Consider the following 21213-nt stretch of genomic DNA (forward strand, 5'->3'; position numbering starts at 1 on the left):
ACTATTTAACTGATTTAAGTTTTTTTAATTCTTTTAAGTCATTTAGATTACATGTTGTTGTGACTTGTACATCTCCTAAATCTTCTCTTATTTCTGTTATATTTTCAGCCGTTGCAATAGCTTGATTATATAAAATATCTTGTTTCTTTTCAATGACATCAAGTCTATTTTCAATACCATCAAATCGCCTGTCCATACTATCAAATCGCTTGTCCATACCATCTAGTCTAGTATTGATTCCTTTTATTTCTCCTTGCATCTCATTAATACTACTATCCATTTTCTGTAATAATTCTAGTATCTTATTTTCCATAATAACCACACTCCTTTTATTATTATAACATGAATGTAAGTACTATATTCAAGTACTTATTAAAACAATCAATAGATTACTCTAATAAATACTTGATGTGTTTTTGATAACGCAGTATCTCACAACTGCTATGTCATATTAAGTTTTCAATGTGCATTTTATGGTCGATTTTACGACTTTTATTTTTAAACTTTTCCTTTCTATGTTTTAATTATATAATATCGGTCGCTAATTGTCAACGATTTTACGATCGATATTATATAAAAATTATTCTTTTTCTTTTATATCTAGTAATTCCAAAGGGTTAATATTTAAAAAATTAATAATATTTTCTAATTCCTCAACCTTAAATTTTCTTTTACCAGATTCTTTGTCTTTGTATGTTGTAGTTGCCAAACCGATATAAGTAGCAAATTGTTGCATACTATAACCATGCTCTTCTCTTAATTCTTTTAGCCTCTCTAAATTCATTTTATACCCTCCAAGTATTATCATAGAATAATAATACCATACTAAGAGCTTATATAAAAGACACTCAATATTCAAGTGTCTTTTTATGTACTACTATTTAATTGATTTTAACTTTGCTATTTCATTCCAATTTTTAGATGTAGCCATTTCTACAAAGTTCATGTCATTTTTTAAAGTGTCTATTTTTTCGCTAACTTCTGTTATACCTTCCATATTTCTAGCAACTTGATTATAAGTTAAGTCTAGTTTATTTTTGATTTCTTCTTGTCCTTCTTTTAAATCGCTAAGTTGGTTTTCAATCCCATCAAAACGACCATCCATACTATCTAGTCTGTTTTCGATTCTGTCAAATCTACTATCCATTTTTTGTAATAATTCTAATATTTTTTCATCCATTAATACCACACTCCTACTTAATTGCTTTAAGTGTTGCTATGTCATTTAGATTATAATTAGTAATAGTTTCTATTTTATTAATGTCTAATTGCATAAGTTTTATACTTCTTTTTGTATCCTCTGTTTTTAAATCTAATTTTATTATATCGCCTTTTATTTCTTTTAAGTCGTCTTTAATTTCATTCTGTCCAACTTTCAAATCACTGATATCTTGTTTCATTCCTTTAATATCCTTTTGCATTTCTTGTAATAGCTCTAATATTTTTTCATCCATACCGTTCACACTCCTATATATTATTATAACATAATTTAAGTGTTATATTCTAACACTTACTAAAATAATCTAATATAAATAGCTTAAATTATCTTAGTAAATATTAGATAGTTTATAACCATATAGGTGTTAAGCAGTACAAACTATAATTTTAATGCTTAATCTTTAGTACTTTTGATAACGCAGTATCTCACAACTGCTATGTCGTATTAAATTGTATTGAGTGCCATTATAGGAGCAACCATTGTTGATACCTCAATTTTTTATAGGCTTTAACTGGAAACCTTTATTAATTTTATTTACTTAATATTATTTATAGCTTTAGAGATTTAAGAAGGTTCTTAACCTGTTACTTCATTTGAGAGGTGGCTCTGTGTTTTCTTGTTCTCTCTTGCTATGATTTAATTATACGACATTAAGAACAAAAAATCAAGTAAAAATGTTCTAAAAAATATAAAAAATATTGGAATTTACTCTAAATCAAGTAATTCCAATGGTTCTACATTTAAAAATTTTAAGATGTTTTCAACTTCTGAAATAGAAAATTCTCTTTTTCCTGCTTCTTTATAGCTATATGCTCTTTGAGATATATTTATATAAGTAGCAAATTGTTGTTGACTATATCCTCTTTCTATTCTTAATTCTTTTAATTTATCAAGTTTCATCTTATCACACCCTTTTTGTTGTATATATTATATAATATTTTAATAATAGAATTTTGTCAAACATGATATATAAAGAAAAGAAGTGGGAAAATGGTAATAGAAAAATAGATATAGATAAATTAGTTGAGTTGTCAAATATATACAATGTAAGTATAGATTATATATTGTGTAAAACAGATTTAAAAGAAAACATAAAACTTGAAGAAGAAGAAGTTAAACTATTAGATAATTATAGAGAGTTAGATAGTAAGAGTAAAACAATAGTACAAGAACAAATTAATACATTAAAGAAACTACTGTAAGCTAGATATATATGTCTAGCTTATTTTTTATATTCGATTCTAAAATTCAAAGGTACAAACATAAGACGAATGTATTACAATACCCTTAAAATGGATTTAAATAGCTTGTATTGTATATTATATTGTATAAATATACTATTATATAGTTCTTTCAAAAAATCCGATAGGTTACATACTTATATAAATATATATATCATTATGCAACCTGTCGGAAAAATCATAAAAATATAAAAGTACTTAACAAAATGTCAAGTACTTTTTATGTATTATTGTAATTTTATTTTTATTTCTTCTAACTGTTCCATATTTCTAGCTACTTGGTCAGTCGCTCCATTTAGCTTTCTATTAATCTTAATTACTCTAGTTTCTATTGCATTTAACTTAATGTCAACTACATCAAAGTTATCTTTAATAGAAGTTATTTCCTCAGCTGTTGAAATAGATTGATTATATAGTATATCTTGTTTCTTTTCAATACTATCAAATCTGGTATTCATATCTGTTTTTACTTCTTTTATTTCATTTTCAATTCCATTAAGTCTATTATCTATTTTCTGTAATAGTTCTAATATTTTTTCATTCATTCCTTTTATACTCCTACTTGATTGCTTTAAGTTTAGTTATATCTTTCCAATTGTCTATTGTAACAGTCTCTAAAGTATTTAGCTTGTTACTTATCTCTTGTATATTTTCTTTTGTTTCAGTCATATCACCTTGAACACGTGATATATCAAAAGACATTTTATCATGTTCTGCTTTGCTTACATCTGCTTTATGTTCTAGTGCTTTAAGAATTTGAGTATTCTCTTTTAATTGAGATTCTACTATATCAAATCTGTTGTTAGTTTCAACTTGTCCAGTTTTTAAGTCTTTAATATCATGCTCCATGCCATCAAGTCTAGTATTGATTCCTTTGATTTCACCTTGTATACCTTTGATGTTACCTTGCATTTCTTTGATACTGCCTTGCATTTCTTGTAATAATTCTAGTATCTTATTTTCCATCACGACCACGCTCCTATTTTATTATTATAACATAATTCTAATGTTATATTCAATCAATCGTAATATTCTAATCAACTCGTGTCATCGTAAGTATTCATTTGTCATATCTCCTTTTCATTTTATTTAGTTGATGATTATATAATACATTACTTTACAATATTTGTCAATATATTCTATGATATTTATATATTTTATTTAGTTATTGTTCATATAAAAATATTGCTTAACATGTTGATATTACTAGCTTACGAGTACATAATTGTGTGAAATATTTTTTATATCTACTATAATATGTAAATTTGATTGATGATTAAGAAAATAAATGTTAGTGTGATGAGTGATGTAATGATTGTGTGATAGTAGTAGATATGTCATGATTCTATAATGTCGTAATGTCATAATGTCGTAATGTCATAATGTAAGAGTTCTACTTCTACAAGCATTTTTATTTAACAATGAACACAAAAAAATAATAACTTATATCATCATCTTTAAAACAAGATGTATTATCATTTCTAATAAAAAGTATGATTTCGTACCTTTTCTTAGTTTTCAGCAAAGTAATTTCTTTTCTTAACATATATTAAAAACGTCGCATAATAAGATGATTATGCGACGTTAACACTAATTCAGCAAAAAAGGGGGCTATTTTCATACTTTGTTATCAAATAATAATCATTATCAGTTTATAGTCCTTTTTCTTCTACATCCCATTTTTAATTTACCCTTTAAAATAAGCACTTAGACAAAATTACACTCCTAACTTAAATTTTCAAACATACACTCCTAAGCAATCTTAAACCGTCTCCCACTACTGTAAAATAGTATTAATTCAATATTCATGTTTTACTATTCACAATAAAAAAATAGCATTATCTCTATTTTAAGACTATATTATAAGGTTAAAGCGTCAACAGGGGGTGTATGTTTTATTTTGGTTATATATAAACTATATAAAATACATATTTTTAACTGTAATTAAGTTATAATTATCATAAAATAATTTTAAATAGTGTATGTTTTAAATTTGAATATCTCAAAATCATATAGACAAAATTTTAATTCTATCAAGTTATCATTTTTTACTTAAAATTCAATACAATGCAAACAAAATATACTTCATGCAATTTATTCAAGATTAAAACATATAAATATGCCTATTTTATAGAAAAATATATAGTAATTCATATAATTTTTCATATCAATTTTCGTAGACACTATACTCCAGAGAGTCAATCTAAAATGATAAATTTTATAAAATAATTTTCAAATTTAGGGAGTGTATGTATGATTTTTATAAAAATTATTAATATTTAATATGCAATTGTATATTAATTGTATTAAAATTTATAATTAAATATAAAACAAATTGTAATATAATTTTCTTTACGATTGTAGTATATATAGTATTACAATTATAGTTTAATTGTATATATAATTTATATTAAATTTACATTGTAATTATATACCAATTGAAATATAATTAAACTAAATGAGCTATAAAAGGAGGGGATTTTTATAAAAAAGGATACTTATAATTTACAGATACCTATTCCAATAGAATTGGCTGATAAATTAAAATCACTAGCCGAAAAAGATGAAAGAAGCTTAAGATTGTATTGTAAAAGAGTACTACAATTACATGCAGATGAAATTTATAATAATAATATTGATATTGACGAAGCTAATACTAATAATCAAAATGAAACAGCTAAAAAAAGAAAAGTAGGAGCTTTAAAGCCACAAAAATAATTTAGGGGGATTTACTTATGAAAAAAGAAAAAGTAAAAGTTGCAGTAGACTTAGGTAATAGTATGCTTAATTCAGCAGCATATATTGAAAAAGAATTAATTTTAAAAAAGTTACCAAATAAACTTCAATTTGAAAAAACAATATCACCAAAAGCACGTGTTATGAAAAAAGATGGTAAGGTAATCTATCTAGGTGTGGGAGATTTAAATAATAATGTTCTTAAACATACTAGAAAAAATTTATTAGAACAAGTTTTAGTCATGATCCATGAAATATTTCCTGATGAGGATAGTCTTTCTGTGGAATTGATAACTGGATTACCACCAACTCAAATGTTTAATGAAAAATATTTGAAATTATTTCAAGATATTTTTATTCAACCTGGAGAGATAAAAATTACTATTGATGGAAAACAAAAAACCTTTGAAATACTTAATGTTGATGTTAAAGCAGAAGGATATTCAGGATTTATTTCACTCGTAGACAAGATTACTACTAAACAGAATATTTTAGGAATAGATGTTGGAGGCAGTACTACAGATTTATGTAACTATGAATATGATTACGAGGATGATATGTACTATCCTAATGTAACAGACACTATAGAAAAAGGAATTATAGACTTTGAAACAGCAATAGCAAATAAATTTAATAGTAAAAATGGTGCAGATATAAAAATAAGTCAAATAGATGTAATATTAAGAAATGATATTGATGTTATAGAGTATGAGGGTTCTAAATACAAATTAGATGATTATATTGATGCCATGTACCCTATTATTGATGATATGATTAATAAAATCACTAATAAATTTGGTCAGCTAGATGGATATTATGTTGTTGGTATTGGAGGGGGCTATAAAACATTTAATAAATATGCTAGTCAATTTATAAGTAAACAACTAGAAGTGGACGATGATTCTCGTTTCTATGCAAATGTAATTGGATACCTTGAACAATAATACTAAAAATATTTAATGAGAGCCATTTTAAGATGGTTGCATGCCCGTCCATGATAATTTATTCATATTCAGAAATAAAATCGCTTAAAATAGATTTAAAAAGGTCACTATCTCAGTGACCTTTTCTTATTTCTTTTGTTGTTTTTTTGTTATCTCTCTTGCTGTATTTGCAGTTTGTTTAATTTCTTCTTCTGACATAGAATATATCTCTATTTCAGTAAATCCACTTTCTTTTAATACTTGAACATCTTTTTCTTTTTGTGCTATAATATTGTTATTATAAATTTTGTTTAAAATTTTTTCTTTCATGTCACTTGTTGAAGGTGCTACTTCTTCAGGTGACTTTTCATTTTTTTTGTCATCTTTGTGATTATTATTTGTGTTATTTTTTATTTGTGATTTAGACATTACAATTTCATATACATTATTCTTATACAAATTGTCCTCATTTTGAATTCGATAAACTCTGATAAAACCTTTTTCTTTTAAAATCTTTAAATATTTATTTAGTGTTGACCTATTAACATTTAAATCTTTACAAATAGTTTCTATTGTTGGATGGCAATATTTCTTGTTACCTGTGTATGAAGCTAAATATGCATATATTGCTTTGCTTTGAATTGGAATTTCAGGATTTTTCATTAAGTATTTTGGCGATATCCCATACCCGTCAGACAAAATACTATCGTTTTCAATTTGAATATCAATTGAATCATTAGAGTTGAGTTTTAAGATATCAGTCATATTAATTCAATTTGTATTGATATTCAAATTTGCCTTTTTCCAAAACTCTGTTTACTTCAAGGTATCCATTCTCTTTTAATTCATTCCACGCCATCCTAAAAGAATGTCTTTTTACATCCAAATGTTCAAATAGAAATTTCTTAGAAAAACATGGGTCATCTTTAAAAAACAAAATTGTTCCATATAATCCTTTTGCTCTTAAACTTATGCTTGTATCTTCAAAAATATTTTTTTTCTTCGTATTCAAAATTTCAACCCCCTTTCGATAAGATTATTGTAATTTATTATTCGGGTTTTTTCAAGCCTTTTTTTCTTTTCTAAATAAATAAATACAAAAACAAAGATATTAAAACCTTGTTATTATTAATAGCCTATTCTGTCAACTGTCGAAAACATCAGCAGTCTATTTTTCCGACTATGGAAGTTTTAATATATCGGAATAATGTCTAAATTTCAATATTTTTTCGATTATTTACTCGATAACCTATTTTATCCTTGGTCGAAAAAACGTAACACGGATAAAAAATAATAAATTTAGATTTATACATGCAAATAAAAAGCAATCTGTGGATAAAATTATATGTTATCCACAGATTATTAACAGCTTATCAACAACTTATCAACAGTGAGATAAACTAAATAAAATACTAAATTGACAAAAATATTATAAAATGTTAATATATAATTATAGATAAAATAGAGATAATTATTAAATTAATAGGAGGAAATTTATATATGAAAAATAACTAACAACTAAATAAAATTAAAAATAAAAAATAAAATGGAGGTTGAGATATGAAGAAAATTAAAGAATACAAAAGGATGAAAGGACTAGAAAATGGTAAACAAAAATATAAAAATATTAAGAGAGGATTATAGTGAATTTTTAGATGACTGGAATATAATTGGGAAAAGAAATATGTATAAATGTCCAGAATGCCAATATCATGGTAATAAATGTGATAGACATAATAATGATGAGGGGGTGGCCTATGGCTTTAGTAAATGGCGATTTCAAAGGGAAAATAGATAATAAAAGTATTTGGAATTATATATCTAAATTGAATGCTAAATTAGAAACATTAGAAGAAAGAAAAGAGTTTATTAATGAGTTATTAAATTTAAAAGATATAGAAGGTCTTAAATTCAGCGATGATAAATTCTGGCAAGAAATATTTGATAGAGGAATATGTAAAGCTAATTTAAACACAACAGATGTATTATGGTCAAACACTAATATAAGTCATTTTTTAGAAAGACTAGGTACATATTTATTAGCAAAAGATAACAAAAACAAAGAAAAGGAAAATGTAAAAATATATACATCTTTAACAGAATTCAAAAGAATAACTCAGCAAGAAAAAAAGATACGAAAACATGGAGAAGTAGTAGAATACGAGAATGGAAATAACGAATATTCAAAAGGAAAACCAATAAGAATATTAAAAAATCAAAAAAATTTCAAATTAGCTCCAGATATAAAAATAACTAAAAAAGATAGAGTAAAGTATCCAGAAATAGAAAATTATTATAAGTATAAACAGTATTTATTAAATTTAAAAAATAGTAAAGAGCTTAGAGAAAAGTTAGCAAAAGATAAAAATATAAATAATAAAGAACTCAAAATTACAAAAGGTGGCGATGTTTATAAATTTGCATTGAGACAAATGGCTATGGTTACAGATGATATGTTACAAGTAAAATTACAAAAAGATAAAAATATAGTATGGAAAGCTCCATTAAAAGATAGTGGTAATAATAATATTATGGATTGTGATTTAATAGATTTGTTTGACCCAGTACATGTAAAAGCATTATTACAAATTCCTTACAATGAAAACTTAATAGATGAGATAGCATTAAGTAAGCAAGATATATTAAATAAAATAGAATTAACTGATACACAAAAAATTATATTGTCATCATGGGAGAAGGGAATTACTCAAAATGAAATAGCCAAGCAATTAGGTATAGCACAAAAAAATGTAAATTTACATATTGATAGAATAGTAAATAAATTTATAGATAAATATACTGAAATATATGAAGATGAATATTATTATGTTTATTTAGTAAAAGGAAAATATAAAAAATGTAGCAAATGTGGGGAAATCAAGCTAATACAAAGGTTTGATAGAAATGGAAAAGGAAGATACCGTTCAAACTGTAAAGATTGTAATAAATAAGTGGGGGAAAATAGGGTATAAAATCGGCTGGAAAAGACATTAATATATGTAGGGGTAATTAATATTTCTACAAATAAATAAAATGTATAATAAAAGTCGAGGAGAGATTGAGAATGAGAAAAAATGAGTACGTAAAATTATTTCGAGAGAAACTAAAAGAAGAAGGATTAGAATTAACACGAGAAAAAGTAGAAATGATATTAGATATATTCAAAGAATTAGTTGTAGATATATTTAAATCAGGTGAAGACGCTACTATAGGTGGATTTCTAAAAATAGGAAGAAAAGAGATAGAAGCATGTGAGAAAACACATACTTTACCAGGAAAAGAAGGAGAAAAATATATTGTACCAGCCAGTACTAAACCAACAGTTAAATTTATAACTTCTTTTGTAAAAGAACATATGATATTAAAATAGTTAATAACTAAATAAAATGCAAAACAAAATAGATAAGTCTTGCTTAGGCTTATCATTATGGAGATATAGGAGATTATTAATGGTTCGATTCCATTAATCTCCATTTTTAAATAAAAAGAAAGCACATGTCGTGAGATAGCAGTAAGTATTTCTTTTTCTTTTTATTAAGAAAGAGAGGATAAATGAAAAAAAAATATTTAAATGAAATATTTAAAAACAAAAAGTTTAATAAAAATAGCTTAATAATAAGCCCTACTGGTTCGGGTAAAACACATTATATTATTAACTATTTATGTAAGAATAAAAAAGTATTGTATTTATGCGATAATAGTAATTTAGAAGAACAAATATTATTAGAAAATAACACAAGGAGCTTAAAAAATAATTTACCTAAAAAGGGCTTTGAAAAAACAGATATAACTGTAATGACATATAAAGCATTTGGATACAAAATTAAATATGATTTAGATAACAAATACATAAATCAATTTGAATTAATAATAGCAGATGAAATACATAATCTTATTGATTATCAAACTTTTTCTAATGATGCAGATTTATCCCATGCAATCAGAGCATTAATGAAAAAATATAATAAAACAATAATATTAATGTTTACTGCTACGCCTTATTATATAAATGATTTAAAAAGCAGATATAATGATATAGGTAAATACTTTGATACAATTGATTACTCAACTAGTAAAGAAATTAAAAGATATATTAATAAAAGAGAATCATATATAAATCATATTTCTCAAATACAATTTCAATTGGATGAGTATAAACAATCATTTGAATATGCAGATATGAAATGTCTTATATATACAACAAGTATAAGTAACATGCAATTCATAGAACAAATGTGTATAGACAAAGGATTAAACCCAATATGTATATGGTCTAACAATAATAAAGATTATGAAATGACAGAAGAACAACTAAAAGTAAGAAAGTATTTAATAGAAAATGGAGAATTAAAATTTCCATATAATGTACTAATAATTAATAGAGCTACAGAAACAGGTGTTAACATATATGATAAAGATATGCAATTAGTCATAGTTAATACTACAAATTTAACTCAACAAGTTCAGGCTAGAGGTAGAGTAAGACATGATGTTGACTTATTAGTAGTTAGAACTGATGATGATAAAAAAGTAGATGTAATTACTATAAGAGATGAATACTTAAATCAATGGTTATTAAAAGTAGAACTAGAAAATTTAGTAAAAGAATATGGATTAAAAGATGACAGAGGAAGACTAATCTCAGTTAATAAATTTATTAATTATTTAAAAATACATTCTTATCAAATTGAAAAAATTAGAAAAAGAATAAACAAAAAGCAAGAAACATTATATAAAATAAATAAAATATAACTGTGCAAAAAATGGATGTTTTTGAATGAGGACATCCGAAAAATGCACACTCATACTATATGAATATAATAATAAATCACAAGGCTTTAGCCGAAGTGATACCAAAGAACGCTAGTGATGCGGTAGCTATTGCTAACGCCTTCACTCCGTTCAGTTGTTATCCTCAGCTAAAGCTTTCGGATTTATTATTTTTAATTTAATACATATGGGTTAAAAACCCCTTCATATGGTGACATATGATAGCAAACATAGAATATGCTAAAAGTTAATACAATTAGCAGAGATAGCTCATTTGAGAAGCTCTGGTGACTAATAATAGGTATCTTAAAATATAGGATGATGATGTCACTAAAATATTAAACTACAACGTGAAATTTGTGGGATAATTACTCACCATTTCAGAACTGGAAGAAAGCACATGTCGTGAGATAGCAGTAAGTCTTTCTTTTTCTTTTTATTAAATACTAAAAGGGAGATTTGATAAAATGAATGGTGAAAAACTTATAGAAAATAAAGAATTAAGAGATAGAAATATAGATAGAGTAGATGTATTGGAGCATGTAAAAGAAATATTGACTTTAGGAAATACGGATTTCAGTACAGTAGAACTTGTTTCTAATTATTATGAAGTTAAAGAATCTACAGTTCAAGAATGCATAAGATTAAACAAAGAGGAACTAAAGAATGATGGACTAAAGAAATATAAGAAAAATGAGATAATATCTATATTTAAACGAAATCCAATTAATTTGGAAAACGTAAAAAATGAAAGAACAAAATCAATAGTAACATTTAAAAACAATGAAAGTGTATCTATAAATAATACGGGATTAATTTTAATACCAAAAAGAGCAATTCTCAGAATAGGTATGTTGCTTAGAGATTCGGAAGTTGCTAAAGAAGTTAGAACTAGATTATTAGATATCATACATGATGCAGAAGAACAAACTAAAATTGTAGATGATGTAATAGAAGAAATTAGAACTGAACAAAATATAAGATAAGATATGCTTGAAGCGATAATTTCTGGCGACCATAATAAATTATCTGTACTACAGACTGAGCTAATAGGCTTGAAAAATAAAAGAATATCTCATTTAGAAGATGTTGTAACTAATTCAGTTACTATAACAGAAAGTAAAGCTGTTATTAATAAATGTATTAGGACAATATCCGTTAAAAAATTTAATTGTATGTTTGGTAAAGCATGGGATGAATTTTATAGATTCATTAATTATAAACTTGGCATTAATATTAGAAATCGAAAAGGTAAAGGATTAGCTAGATTTTCAGATGAAGAAATATTGGAAATGGAGAAGATAGCTAAAAGTTGGTTGGAGGAAAATGATATAGATTTTAAATTGGTAATATAATTTAAATTTGTTTTCAAAAGGGATATAGTTAAGGTGGTTAGAGTATTTGGTTCATACTGAAAGGTCATAGGTTCTATTCCTATTATTCCTACAATTAAACTAAATAATATTTAATAAGTATATTTAAAGAAAATTAGATGTGTTTAATTGGTAAAGCAACAGTCTCTAAAACTTTTGTATTATACTATGAAAGTTCGAGTCTTTTGCTTTGCCAAATATGGAGAGGTACTCAAGTGGTAAAGAGGATAGTTTGCTAAACTATTAGGTCAATTAATTTGATACGAGGGTTCAAATCCCTTCCTCTCTTCCAATAGAAAAAGTTTGTTGTTTTTAAATAATATTTTAATTAAAAGGGAGATGTTTTTATGGTTAAATATAATGTTCATAAAGCTTTAGCAGAAAAAAAGTTATTAGAAGATAAGATAGACAGATGTATTGATAATTTTAGAATTGTAGGTACTAAAAAAGGTTCTGATAAAAATGTATATGAAACAAAAACAAGCGTAGAAGATTTTAATGTAGAAGTTTCAAGTAAATACCAGCAAATAGAAGATTTAATATATAATTATAATGCATTAGATAAAGCAATTAATATCTCTAATGCTATAACAAATGTTCAAATTGGTAATAAAAATTATACAGTTTTAGAAGCAATAAAAAGAAAAAATAGTATAGAATTAGATAAATCTTTATTGAGACAAATGGTTAGTAATTATGATTGTATGATGTCTGAAGTAAATCGTAAAAATGAAGAGGTGCAAAGAAATACAGATAAAATGTTTGAGGAAAAAGAAAAAAGTAAAGATGGAGTGGAACTTATTTCATTTTATAAAAAACAACAGGAATGGTCTTTAGTAGACCCTTTAAAAGTAAGAGAGAAAATAGAAAAGTTAAGAGATGAAATAGAAGAATTTGAAAAAGAAGTTGATTTTGCATTGAGTACATCAAATGCACTTACAATTATAGATGTAGATTTAAAATAGCCTTTAATTAGGCTATTTTTTAATTTGCAGGTTAGGCGAATAACATAAATTATAAGTTCCCACTGATTTTGGGTTAAAAATCAAACTGCTTATATAAAAAGTGATGGGTACATACAAACAAAACGATTGTAATGTATAAAAGAGAACAATAGATATAAAGCTTAAAGTTAAAAATTCAAATGTAAAATCTCAAGGATAAAAGATTAAATTATTAAAATAGTAAAAATAAAATAAAAAAGTTATATAAAATCCTTGATAAATGCTAAATGCGTTAACTTATATTAGCTATTGTTAGCTACAAGGCTGCCTAATTTGCAAATAAATATATTCCCAGTAGAGTTATAAATAATATAAAAATAAAGGAGAAAATATATGAAGAATAATAAAGGAACAGTATTAGAAAAATGTGAAATAGTAAAACAAGAAGATGGTAGTTATAAATTTGTAGAACATTTAAAAGATGGAGACAATGAAGTATTACTTAGTGAACTTTTAGATAAATATACTGGTGATACAGATTTAAATATAACAATTAGATTAAGTGAAACAATAGTCAAATAAATCAATATTAGGCTATTTATTTTTTATTAATATTAGGGAGATATTATCACATTAAACTATAGCAGATAAAGAAGAAGAGTATGCTTTATCCTCTTCGTTATTATTTCAATGAATTTTCTATAATTCTTCTTATAGCTTTTTTGTCTTCCTTGTCTAGTCTCATATACATTTTTATTGTTTCTTTAATATCTTCATCAGAGTTAATTAAATCAATATATTCATCTAAAGATCTAAATTTTTCCTTTGGAATTTTAATTGATTCATATGAAGCTAAAGAATCAATGATTGATTGAATTTTTGTTTTGTCTGTATCAACTGAATAATTAGCTTTAGTATGACCTAGAAGATAATCTGTAGTGACATTAAAGTATTCAGCTAATTTAACTATAGATTCTGCTGGTGGTGTTCTTTGGTCATTTTCATACATGCCTATAGTACTTTGTGATACATTTAATATTTCAGCTAATTCATATTGCTTTAATCCAAACTTGACTCTAAGTTCTTTTAATCTTTCTCCGAACATTTTTTCACCTCCAAGTATCCTTATAGTTATTATATCACATAAAGTAATAAAATATTATACTTGACATTACTTTATGTGGAGTGTATTATAAAAATACAAATTACTTTAAGTGATAAAATTACTTTGAGTAATTAAAAAGAAGACTTACAAACTTTAGACAAAGAGTGAGGTTTCTTATAAAAAATACAAATGTCAATATAAGGAGGTTGGGTATGAGTATAATCAATACTGTAGGAAGATTTCAGGGGATACATTAGAAAAAAATGAGCAAAGAGTTGAAATGATAAGGTTTGTAAAACAAGATATTGATTTATCAGTTATAATTAATAAGTTTTTAGATAATGTAAGAGATTATAATTTGAAGAATGTGAGATACATAATAGAAAATGAGTTATTCTTTGAGAGAGTTTCTATTGATATCATATGTAGATATATGGATTTATTGAATAGATATGCTTATGTAGAAGGTGACTTTGAAGAAGTTTATAAATTGAAGGCAGAAGTAGGCTTTAGAAGGACTATGGATTGGTTATTTAGACAAGTACATTGATGTGTATATATTGTATAAAATAAAATGGTATAAATAAAGGATTTTAAATTCTAAATACATTAAAGTTAGGACTAAGAAGAAATGATAAAAACACATAGAGTTAAATTAAAATTAACTAAATCACAATTTGAACTAGTAAGAGAGAAGCAAAGGGAATCAGCAAATTGTTGGAATTACATAATTAATTTATCAAAAAATTACTACTTTGAACATAAACAATGGATTTCTAATTATGATATTCAAAAACTAATTAAAGGTAAATTTAATTTATCAGGACAAACAATTCAGGCTATATCAACAAAGTTTTGCGCTAATAGAAAGACTATTGCAGAACTTAGAAAAAAAGGTAACACTAAAGCCAAATATCCATATAAAGAAAAGAAGTTTTATATAATACCATTTAAGAACCAAGATATAAGGACTAATAAACAAGGTAATTTAAAAATAACATTAAGTGCAGGTAGATATTTAGAATTAAATTTCAATATTCCAAATATAAAAACTGCTGAAATAGTTTGGAGAAATGGATATTATTTATATTATACATTTGATGACAGAATCATTAATCCAACACCGAAAGGTAACAACACCATAGGTGTAGATTTAGGAGAAATACACTCAATAGCCAGTGTAACTAATGAAGGTATAGGACTTATAATATCTAATAGAGAAGGCAGAAGTATTAAGCAATTTAGAAATAAAATGTATGCTTATATTTCTAAAAGGTTAAGTAGATGTAAAACAGGTAGTAGACAATCAAGGAAGTTATGGAAATTAAAAAATGAAATAAGGACTAAGACAGATAATCAATTAATGAATTTATATCACCAAACAACGAAAAAGTTTATAGACTTTTGTGTAGAGCAACAAGTATGTGAAATAGTTTTAGGTGATATAAAAGGAATTGAAAAGAATACTAAGAAAAAGAAAAAACTAAATAGAGTAAATAGACAAAAAATATCTCAAATGGAGTATGGTCGCATTAAAGACTATATAAAATATAAAGCTAAAGAGCAAGGTATCGAAGTTAAGTTGGTTAAAGAAAACTACACTTCTCAAACTTGCCCAAAGTGTTCCAAAAAACACAAACCACAAGGTAGAACTTATAACTGTACTTGTGGCTATTCAACTCATAGAGATATAGTTGGTGCATGGAATATTCTAAATAAAAAACATAAATATAATTTAGTTGATTTTAAAATAAACCACAACCAACCAATTAATTTAAAAGTATCTACTATATAAGGTAGTAGTGGCGAAGACACCGTCCAAGTAGCTTGGCTTTGTAATCACCTCTGTTGTACTGTTTAAGTATAAATAAGTGAGTTAGTCACCAAGAATCCCCATAGATAAATCTAGGGGAGAGTGTCAAATAATTCTGTAAGATTAGAAAATAGAGAAAATATAGTTGAACAAATTATAGAAGTATCTGAAATACTTAGTGAATTTATATATGAACTATCTAAAGAAACTGATAAAATTATTGTTTATTCAGTAGGTGGAAATCATGATAGGGTTCTTCCTAAAAAAGATGAAAATTTAGATAAAGATAACTTCAATTTATTGATAGATGAATATATAAAGTTGAGAGTTAAGAATATAGATAATGTGATATTTCAGGAAAATATATATGATAATAACATTATAGTAACTAAAATATGTGGAAATACATGTTTTGGAGTACATGGAGATAAAGATAAAATGTCTACTGCAATTCCTAAATTAACATCTCTTATAAGAACAATTCCTGATTATGTCTTTATGGCTCATTTACATAATTGCAAAGAAGATACGTATGGGGAAAGTGAAATATGTGTAAATGGAAGTTTTTCTGGAACAGATACATATGCTAAGAATCTAAGATTAAGTTCATATGCAATGCAGAAATTTATGATATTCAATGAAGAAGGGAGAGTATGTACTTATAATATTAAGCTTAAATAGAGCTAATTATTAAAGGACTAATACGATAATATTCCATCATTATGATATGGTATTAGTCCTTTAATGGGCTAATTCAATCTCCCTTCTGAGGTCGGTTTCATGCTGACCTCTCTTTTTTTCATCTCAAAAGGAGAGTGATAAATTGGCTAGAAAAGGTAAAATTAAATGTTCTTGTTGTAGAGAAGAAAAGTCGGCAGCAAGAGATTTCTATAGTAGCTCCAGTAAGCTGCATAAGAATTTAGGTACTTTTCCTATTTGTAAAAATTGTGTTGAAAAATTATATGATGAATTGGTTTGCAAGTATAATGGTGATAAAAAAATAGCAGCAAAGAGACTATTTATAATGTTAGATGTTTACTATGATGAAGATTTGTATAATTTATGTGTTAACAAGGAAACTAAAGGAAAATCTAAATGGTTAGGCGAGTACATGAAGACTAAAGCAAATGCTAGATATGTAAGTAAATCAAGTCTCGATAATATTAATTCAAAAAATCCAATTGAAGATGATATTGATTCTGATTTTAAATTAAATAAAATAGAAACAAATAATGAGATGGTTGAAAGATGGGGTGCAGGATTAAAAAAAGAAGATTATATGTTCTTAGAGAGTAAATTTAATGAGTTTTCTATGGCATATCAATGTAAAAGACCTGCTGAAAAAATGTTGTTAGAACAAATTTCTAAATGTTTACTAAAGAGTGATGAAGCACTAAGAAATGGTGATGCTACAGGGTTTGAGAAAATGAATACCTTAATATCAAAACTTATGAATGATGCAAATATAAAACCTATTCAAGAGGCAAGTTTAGCAGAAAATGAGACTATTACATGGGGTACATGGATTGATAAAATAGAAAATTATAGACCAATAGGAGAGCCTTCAGAACAATTTAAAGATGTAGATAAAATAAAAACATATATTGATAAATGGTTTATAGGACAAATGAGAAAAGTGTTTGATTTAGCTAGTGAGGATAATCCAAATGATGACCAAGACTAGAAAATTAAATAATAACGAAATTAATTTAGATAAAAGTAAAGCTTTTGAAGAAGGAATAATTGAATGGACTAAGTTCTATAGAGAAAATCCACATAGATTTTGTATTGATTATTTTGGTCTTAATTTATATTTAGTTCAAATTATTCTTATATATATGTTTGATAAATGTAATTATGCAATGCTTATATGTGCCAGAGGTTTTGCAAAGAGCTGGATTGCTGCTGTATATGCATGTTGTAGAGCCGTTTTATATCCAAATTCTAAAATTGGTATAGCTGCATTTACTAAATCACAAGCAGAGCTTATTATACGGGAGAAGATAGAAAAAGAATTAGTAAAACAATCTCCTATGTTAGCTAGAGAAATAAAAAAAATAGAATATAACAACAAATTCTCTAAAGTTACATTTCACAATGGAAGCACTATAGAAGCTATAGTTTCAAATGAGCAATCAAGAGGTTTTCGTTTCAATATACTTATTGTAGATGAATTTAGATTAGTAAAAAAAGAAATACAAGATAGAATTCTTAAACCATTTTTAAATGTAAGTAGAAATCTAAAATTTAAAAAAGATGGAAAATATGAAGATTATCCTCCAGAACCTAATAAAGAATTGTATTTAAGTAGTGCATGGTTTAGGATGCATGAAGCATATGACAAATTTAAATTGTATGTGAAAGATATGGTAGATGGTAGAGATAAATTTGTACTTAATTGTAATTATAAACTTTCTCTTCATCATGGGATACTTGATAAGGAAAGAGCAGATGAAATGAAAAGAGAAATGGATGCCGTTTCTTGGATTATGGAGATGGAATCACTTTTCTTTGGGGAAAATGAAGATGCAATATTTAAATCATCTTATGTAAATCCATGTAGGACATTAAAAAATCCGTTTTATCCTCCAACAGATTTAGAAGTATTATCGGCTAAAAACGGAAAAATAAAGTGTAATTTACAAAAAAGAAAAGGTGAACTGAGAGTAATTTCAGCTGACATTGCTATTGCAGAAGGAGACAATAATGATAACTCAGTATATACATGTTGGAGATTATTGCCCGAGAAAGATTATTATGAAAGAATGGTTGTTCATATAGAATCTCATAATGGTATGAAGCCAGATAAACAAGCAATAAGATTAAAGCAACTGTTCTTTGATTTTGAAGCTGATTTCTTAGTTATAGATACTCAAGGAGTAGGGCAAAGTGTTTTATCTGATTTACTTAGGGTTAATTATGATGATACTAGAAATAAGGAATATAACGCATTCTCTCATGCTAATACAAATCATTTACATAATAATTTTATCACAAAAGAGAATTATCCAGTTATATTTGAAATTAAAGCATATGGACAAATAAATCATGATTGTATAATTGGGTTGCTTGATGTATTTCTAAAAAATAGAATAAAATTACCTATAAATGATGTAGAAGCAAATGATATGTTAAGTAGTACAGCTGGATATGCAAAGAAAAATTATACAGATCAAGCGAGAATGATATTGCCATATAAACAAACTACGCTACTTGTAAATGAATTAATTAACTTAGAAACTGTTAAAAATGATGGTCAAAAGTGGCTTAAAGTTAAAGAAAAAGGGAAAGCACGAAAAGATAGATATTCTTCTTTAGCATATGGAAATTATCTAGCAAATTTACTGGATATAGAATTAAAAAAGAGAAATAGTAAAGAAAATGGACAAATAATTTCATTCTGGTCAGGAGGTGGAAACCATAATAGAACTCAAAGGAGATAAAAAAGATTATACTTTAGAGCAAATAAAATACTTAAATGAGCAACTAAGACAAAGAAATTATGCAATGATAGAAAACACTATAAATCTATCAAATGAAATGTACAAGATAAGAAATATAAGTAGAGATCAAGTAAGAAAAGCTATGATAGACCCTTACAAAAATGTAGAATTACTACAAAAGGTTAGTCTTTTACTTAAAGAAACGTCTGGTACATATAAAAGAATTCTAAATATGATTTCAACCATGAATACATTTGACCATTATATAATACCAACAAACATTTCTAAATTTAAAGATAAAAATGATTATATCAATTCTTTTTTTAAATCAGCAACTCTTTTAAAAAAATATCAACTTAAACATATTTGTCCTTGGATAACTGAAAAAGTATTAGAACAAGGGGAAATATACTTATATAAAATTGAAGATTCAAAATGTATAATGATGCAACAAATACCAGCTTCTTATTGCACAATAACATCTAAAGTAAATGGGGTATTAAGGTATGGAATTGATTTAAGAAAAATAAATAGAAAGACTTTATCGGCATTTCCAGTAGAAGTTCAAGAAGCATATGAAAAATTGAATCATGGAATATTAAAAAAAGAAGACTTAATAGAAAATAAGTACTATGAACTAAGTGATAATGCTGTAGCGTTTAATATAGACATTGATTCAACAAAAGGAATACCATTTTTTAGCTTTTTATTTGATGATATCTTAGAACTTGAAGATATGAAAGATTTAAAAGGTTCTAATGCAATTATTGAAAGTATTAAGTTGATACATGGAAAAGTACCTTATGGTAAAGATGGCGAACCATTAGTCGCCTTTGATTTATTAAGTGCATACTACCATGATATAAAATCTAATTTACCAGCAGGGACATCTGTAGCAGTAACTCCACTAGATATGGAAGGGATTAATCTAAGTGATGGAAAATCAAAGATTAATGATTATGTTAAAGAAGCAAAAGAATTTATATTTGATAATGCGGGAATCAATACAGCTCTTTTCAACTCAGATAAAATAAACACAGAATCAATTGCAGATGGTGTTATAGCAGATAGTTTAATACCTATGAGGATTCAAAATGAGATAGAGACATGGATAAATTATGAATTAAATAAAAAGAACTCGTCTAAGGCATTTCAACTTTACTTTGTTGGTACAACTCATTTTAACCAATCTAAGATATCACAACAACTTAGAGAAAATATAAACAGTGTAGGAGATAGTAGACTAGTATATTTAGCTAGTACTGGAAAAGAGCCAATTGAAATTGCTAATTTATATAAAGCAGAACAATTAATGGAAATAGATGATTTATTACCAGTAAAACAAGCTTCATATACATTTTCAAATGCTGATGTTGGAAGACCTACTAATGAAGATAAAGGTGATGGTGGCACAAATGGAAATAAAGCAGATAGAAAAGATGAGAATAAATAATAAGCGATTTATTATTGCATTAACAGAAGAGAAGAAAAAATATCTAACTAATAGAGGCTTTTATTTTATTAATGAAAATAAGTGTGGTGAAGAATCATTTTATTTATTTGAAAATAAACCTACTGAAATACTTAATTTTAGTAAGGAAGATTTTAAAGATATAAGTTTTAGTGATGTAATGTTTATTTAAGGA

28 protein-coding genes and 1 tRNA gene are annotated in these 21213 nt (G+C 25.8%); 19 read left to right on the top strand and 10 right to left on the bottom strand.

What is annotated here, in order from left to right:
• Nucleotide 1: 1 nt before the first annotated feature.
• From IR152_RS11020 to IR152_RS11040, 5 genes are all read right to left on the bottom strand, one after another.
• Nucleotides 2–313: a hypothetical protein gene (locus IR152_RS11020; protein WP_227451936.1), complete on the bottom strand. Its 312-nt coding sequence runs from the start codon at nt 311–313 to the stop codon at nt 2–4.
• 267 nt (nt 314–580) lie between these two features.
• Complete coding sequence (locus IR152_RS11025; protein WP_227451938.1) at nt 581–784, bottom strand: helix-turn-helix domain-containing protein; 204 nt, start codon at nt 782–784, stop codon at nt 581–583.
• Nucleotides 785–877: 93 nt separating this feature from the next.
• Nucleotides 878–1180 (bottom strand): hypothetical protein, encoded by a 303-nt coding sequence (locus tag IR152_RS11030; protein WP_227451940.1) that lies wholly within the window; start codon nt 1178–1180, stop codon nt 878–880.
• A 13-nt stretch (nt 1181–1193) separates the two neighbouring features.
• Nucleotides 1194–1454 (bottom strand): hypothetical protein, encoded by a 261-nt coding sequence (locus tag IR152_RS11035; RefSeq protein WP_227451942.1) that lies wholly within the window; start codon nt 1452–1454, stop codon nt 1194–1196.
• Nucleotides 1455–1924: 470 nt separating this feature from the next.
• The gene (locus IR152_RS11040) at nt 1925–2119 is read right to left on the bottom strand and encodes a helix-turn-helix transcriptional regulator (protein ID WP_021373110.1); all 195 of its coding nucleotides are present in this window, start codon (nt 2117–2119) and stop codon (nt 1925–1927) included.
• Between the two features lie 62 nt (nt 2120–2181).
• On the opposite strand from IR152_RS11040, the gene IR152_RS11045 reads away from it, so the two are divergent.
• The gene (locus IR152_RS11045) at nt 2182–2421 is read left to right on the top strand and encodes a helix-turn-helix domain-containing protein (protein ID WP_227451944.1); all 240 of its coding nucleotides are present in this window, start codon (nt 2182–2184) and stop codon (nt 2419–2421) included.
• A 266-nt stretch (nt 2422–2687) separates the two neighbouring features.
• Here the strand turns inward: IR152_RS11045 and IR152_RS11050 are convergent, their stop codons facing one another.
• Nucleotides 2688–3005, bottom strand: a complete 318-nt coding sequence (locus IR152_RS11050; protein ID WP_227451946.1) for a hypothetical protein — start codon at nt 3003–3005, stop codon at nt 2688–2690.
• A 13-nt stretch (nt 3006–3018) separates the two neighbouring features.
• Nucleotides 3019–3426: a hypothetical protein gene (locus tag IR152_RS11055; protein ID WP_227451948.1), complete on the bottom strand. Its 408-nt coding sequence runs from the start codon at nt 3424–3426 to the stop codon at nt 3019–3021.
• 1563 nt (nt 3427–4989) lie between these two features.
• Between IR152_RS11055 and IR152_RS11060 the strand changes: the two genes are divergently transcribed.
• Together IR152_RS11060 and IR152_RS11065 are read left to right on the top strand one after the other, a co-directional pair.
• Nucleotides 4990–5178, top strand: a complete 189-nt coding sequence (locus IR152_RS11060; protein WP_227451950.1) for a hypothetical protein — start codon at nt 4990–4992, stop codon at nt 5176–5178.
• 17 nt (nt 5179–5195) lie between these two features.
• On the top strand, nt 5196–6140 hold the full coding sequence (locus IR152_RS11065; RefSeq protein ID WP_227451951.1) for a plasmid segregation protein ParM domain-containing protein: 945 nt from the start codon (nt 5196–5198) through the stop codon (nt 6138–6140).
• A gap of 126 nt (nt 6141–6266) precedes the next feature.
• Here the strand turns inward: IR152_RS11065 and IR152_RS11070 are convergent, their stop codons facing one another.
• Together IR152_RS11070 and IR152_RS11075 are read right to left on the bottom strand one after the other, a co-directional pair.
• Nucleotides 6267–6884 carry a helix-turn-helix domain-containing protein gene (locus IR152_RS11070; protein ID WP_227451952.1) on the bottom strand — a complete coding sequence of 206 codons (618 nt, stop codon included), beginning with the start codon at nt 6882–6884 and terminating at the stop codon, nt 6267–6269.
• 1 nt (nt 6885) lies between these two features.
• The gene (locus IR152_RS11075) at nt 6886–7131 is read right to left on the bottom strand and encodes a hypothetical protein (protein WP_227451953.1); all 246 of its coding nucleotides are present in this window, start codon (nt 7129–7131) and stop codon (nt 6886–6888) included.
• Nucleotides 7132–7722: 591 nt separating this feature from the next.
• Here IR152_RS11075 and IR152_RS11080 point away from each other — a divergent pair.
• From IR152_RS11080 to IR152_RS11120, 9 genes are all read left to right on the top strand, one after another.
• Nucleotides 7723–7917: a hypothetical protein gene (locus tag IR152_RS11080; protein WP_227451954.1), complete on the top strand. Its 195-nt coding sequence runs from the start codon at nt 7723–7725 to the stop codon at nt 7915–7917.
• Nucleotides 7877–9070, top strand: coding sequence for a LuxR C-terminal-related transcriptional regulator (locus tag IR152_RS11085; RefSeq protein WP_227451956.1), 1194 nt, complete (start codon nt 7877–7879; stop codon nt 9068–9070). The genes IR152_RS11080 and IR152_RS11085 overlap by 41 nt, the downstream gene beginning before the upstream one ends.
• 113 nt (nt 9071–9183) lie before the next feature.
• On the top strand, nt 9184–9489 hold the full coding sequence (locus IR152_RS11090; RefSeq protein WP_227451958.1) for an HU family DNA-binding protein: 306 nt from the start codon (nt 9184–9186) through the stop codon (nt 9487–9489).
• Between the two features lie 182 nt (nt 9490–9671).
• Nucleotides 9672–10871 (top strand): DEAD/DEAH box helicase, encoded by a 1200-nt coding sequence (locus IR152_RS11095; RefSeq protein ID WP_107612859.1) that lies wholly within the window; start codon nt 9672–9674, stop codon nt 10869–10871.
• 485 nt (nt 10872–11356) lie between these two features.
• Nucleotides 11357–11875, top strand: coding sequence for a hypothetical protein (locus tag IR152_RS11100; protein ID WP_227451960.1), 519 nt, complete (start codon nt 11357–11359; stop codon nt 11873–11875).
• Nucleotides 11876–11878: 3 nt separating this feature from the next.
• Nucleotides 11879–12244, top strand: a complete 366-nt coding sequence (locus IR152_RS11105; RefSeq protein ID WP_227451963.1) for a hypothetical protein — start codon at nt 11879–11881, stop codon at nt 12242–12244.
• A gap of 219 nt (nt 12245–12463) precedes the next feature.
• Nucleotides 12464–12554: transfer RNA gene (locus tag IR152_RS11110), tRNA-Ser, on the top strand.
• A gap of 55 nt (nt 12555–12609) precedes the next feature.
• Complete coding sequence (locus tag IR152_RS11115) at nt 12610–13227, top strand: hypothetical protein (protein WP_227451965.1); 618 nt, start codon at nt 12610–12612, stop codon at nt 13225–13227.
• A gap of 372 nt (nt 13228–13599) precedes the next feature.
• Nucleotides 13600–13788, top strand: a complete 189-nt coding sequence (locus IR152_RS11120; RefSeq protein ID WP_227451968.1) for a hypothetical protein — start codon at nt 13600–13602, stop codon at nt 13786–13788.
• A gap of 100 nt (nt 13789–13888) precedes the next feature.
• Here IR152_RS11120 and IR152_RS11125 read toward each other — a convergent pair whose 3' ends face one another.
• Nucleotides 13889–14311 (bottom strand): helix-turn-helix domain-containing protein, encoded by a 423-nt coding sequence (locus tag IR152_RS11125; RefSeq protein WP_227451970.1) that lies wholly within the window; start codon nt 14309–14311, stop codon nt 13889–13891.
• A gap of 280 nt (nt 14312–14591) precedes the next feature.
• Between IR152_RS11125 and IR152_RS11130 the strand changes: the two genes are divergently transcribed.
• The 7 genes from IR152_RS11130 (at nt 14592) to IR152_RS11160 (ending at nt 21210) form a co-directional block, all read left to right on the top strand.
• The gene (locus IR152_RS11130) at nt 14592–14861 is read left to right on the top strand and encodes a hypothetical protein (protein ID WP_227451972.1); all 270 of its coding nucleotides are present in this window, start codon (nt 14592–14594) and stop codon (nt 14859–14861) included.
• 81 nt (nt 14862–14942) lie between these two features.
• Nucleotides 14943–16106: a transposase gene (locus IR152_RS11135; RefSeq protein ID WP_227451973.1), complete on the top strand. Its 1164-nt coding sequence runs from the start codon at nt 14943–14945 to the stop codon at nt 16104–16106.
• A 120-nt stretch (nt 16107–16226) separates the two neighbouring features.
• Nucleotides 16227–16805, top strand: a complete 579-nt coding sequence (locus IR152_RS11140) for a hypothetical protein (protein ID WP_227451974.1) — start codon at nt 16227–16229, stop codon at nt 16803–16805.
• A 142-nt stretch (nt 16806–16947) separates the two neighbouring features.
• Nucleotides 16948–17808 (top strand): hypothetical protein, encoded by an 861-nt coding sequence (locus IR152_RS11145; RefSeq protein ID WP_227451975.1) that lies wholly within the window; start codon nt 16948–16950, stop codon nt 17806–17808.
• The gene (locus IR152_RS11150; protein ID WP_227451976.1) at nt 17792–19567 is read left to right on the top strand and encodes a terminase large subunit; all 1776 of its coding nucleotides are present in this window, start codon (nt 17792–17794) and stop codon (nt 19565–19567) included. The genes IR152_RS11145 and IR152_RS11150 overlap by 17 nt, the downstream gene beginning before the upstream one ends.
• Nucleotides 19536–21020, top strand: coding sequence for a hypothetical protein (locus IR152_RS11155; RefSeq protein ID WP_227451977.1), 1485 nt, complete (start codon nt 19536–19538; stop codon nt 21018–21020). Before IR152_RS11150 ends, IR152_RS11155 begins: the two co-directional genes overlap by 32 nt.
• Nucleotides 20983–21210, top strand: coding sequence for a hypothetical protein (locus IR152_RS11160; protein ID WP_227451978.1), 228 nt, complete (start codon nt 20983–20985; stop codon nt 21208–21210). Before IR152_RS11155 ends, IR152_RS11160 begins: the two co-directional genes overlap by 38 nt.
• Nucleotides 21211–21213 lie beyond the last annotated feature (3 nt).

Origin of the sequence: Clostridioides sp. ES-S-0108-01, assembly GCF_020662285.1 — a bacterium.
Lineage (GTDB): Bacteria > Bacillota > Clostridia > Peptostreptococcales > Peptostreptococcaceae > Clostridioides.

Bases quoted from the DNA above. Each gene is read 5' to 3' on its own strand.
- IR152_RS11085 (WP_227451956.1), top strand. From the start codon at position 7,877: ATGGCTTTAGTAAATGGCGATTTCAAAGGGAAAATAGATAATAAAAGT.
- IR152_RS11045 (WP_227451944.1), top strand. From the start codon at position 2,182: ATGATATATAAAGAAAAGAAGTGGGAAAATGGTAATAGAAAAATAGAT.
- IR152_RS11125 (WP_227451970.1), bottom strand. From the start codon at position 14,311: ATGTTCGGAGAAAGATTAAAAGAACTTAGAGTCAAGTTTGGATTAAAG.
- IR152_RS11070 (WP_227451952.1), bottom strand. From the start codon at position 6,884: ATGACTGATATCTTAAAACTCAACTCTAATGATTCAATTGATATTCAA.
- IR152_RS11150 (WP_227451976.1), top strand. From the start codon at position 17,792: ATGATGACCAAGACTAGAAAATTAAATAATAACGAAATTAATTTAGAT.
- IR152_RS11080 (WP_227451954.1), top strand. From the start codon at position 7,723: ATGGTAAACAAAAATATAAAAATATTAAGAGAGGATTATAGTGAATTT.
- IR152_RS11160 (WP_227451978.1), top strand. From the start codon at position 20,983: ATGGAAATAAAGCAGATAGAAAAGATGAGAATAAATAATAAGCGATTT.
- IR152_RS11040 (WP_021373110.1), bottom strand. From the start codon at position 2,119: ATGAAACTTGATAAATTAAAAGAATTAAGAATAGAAAGAGGATATAGT.
- IR152_RS11050 (WP_227451946.1), bottom strand. From the start codon at position 3,005: ATGAATGAAAAAATATTAGAACTATTACAGAAAATAGATAATAGACTT.
- IR152_RS11095 (WP_107612859.1), top strand. From the start codon at position 9,672: ATGAAAAAAAAATATTTAAATGAAATATTTAAAAACAAAAAGTTTAAT.
- IR152_RS11025 (WP_227451938.1), bottom strand. From the start codon at position 784: ATGAATTTAGAGAGGCTAAAAGAATTAAGAGAAGAGCATGGTTATAGT.
- IR152_RS11035 (WP_227451942.1), bottom strand. From the start codon at position 1,454: ATGGATGAAAAAATATTAGAGCTATTACAAGAAATGCAAAAGGATATT.
- IR152_RS11135 (WP_227451973.1), top strand. From the start codon at position 14,943: ATGATAAAAACACATAGAGTTAAATTAAAATTAACTAAATCACAATTT.
- IR152_RS11130 (WP_227451972.1), top strand. From the start codon at position 14,592: ATGATAAGGTTTGTAAAACAAGATATTGATTTATCAGTTATAATTAAT.
- IR152_RS11065 (WP_227451951.1), top strand. From the start codon at position 5,196: ATGAAAAAAGAAAAAGTAAAAGTTGCAGTAGACTTAGGTAATAGTATG.
- IR152_RS11090 (WP_227451958.1), top strand. From the start codon at position 9,184: ATGAGAAAAAATGAGTACGTAAAATTATTTCGAGAGAAACTAAAAGAA.
- IR152_RS11055 (WP_227451948.1), bottom strand. From the start codon at position 3,426: ATGGAAAATAAGATACTAGAATTATTACAAGAAATGCAAGGCAGTATC.
- IR152_RS11115 (WP_227451965.1), top strand. From the start codon at position 12,610: ATGGTTAAATATAATGTTCATAAAGCTTTAGCAGAAAAAAAGTTATTA.
- IR152_RS11105 (WP_227451963.1), top strand. From the start codon at position 11,879: ATGCTTGAAGCGATAATTTCTGGCGACCATAATAAATTATCTGTACTA.
- IR152_RS11100 (WP_227451960.1), top strand. From the start codon at position 11,357: ATGAATGGTGAAAAACTTATAGAAAATAAAGAATTAAGAGATAGAAAT.
- IR152_RS11020 (WP_227451936.1), bottom strand. From the start codon at position 313: ATGGAAAATAAGATACTAGAATTATTACAGAAAATGGATAGTAGTATT.
- IR152_RS11120 (WP_227451968.1), top strand. From the start codon at position 13,600: ATGAAGAATAATAAAGGAACAGTATTAGAAAAATGTGAAATAGTAAAA.
- IR152_RS11030 (WP_227451940.1), bottom strand. From the start codon at position 1,180: ATGGATGAAAAAATATTAGAATTATTACAAAAAATGGATAGTAGATTT.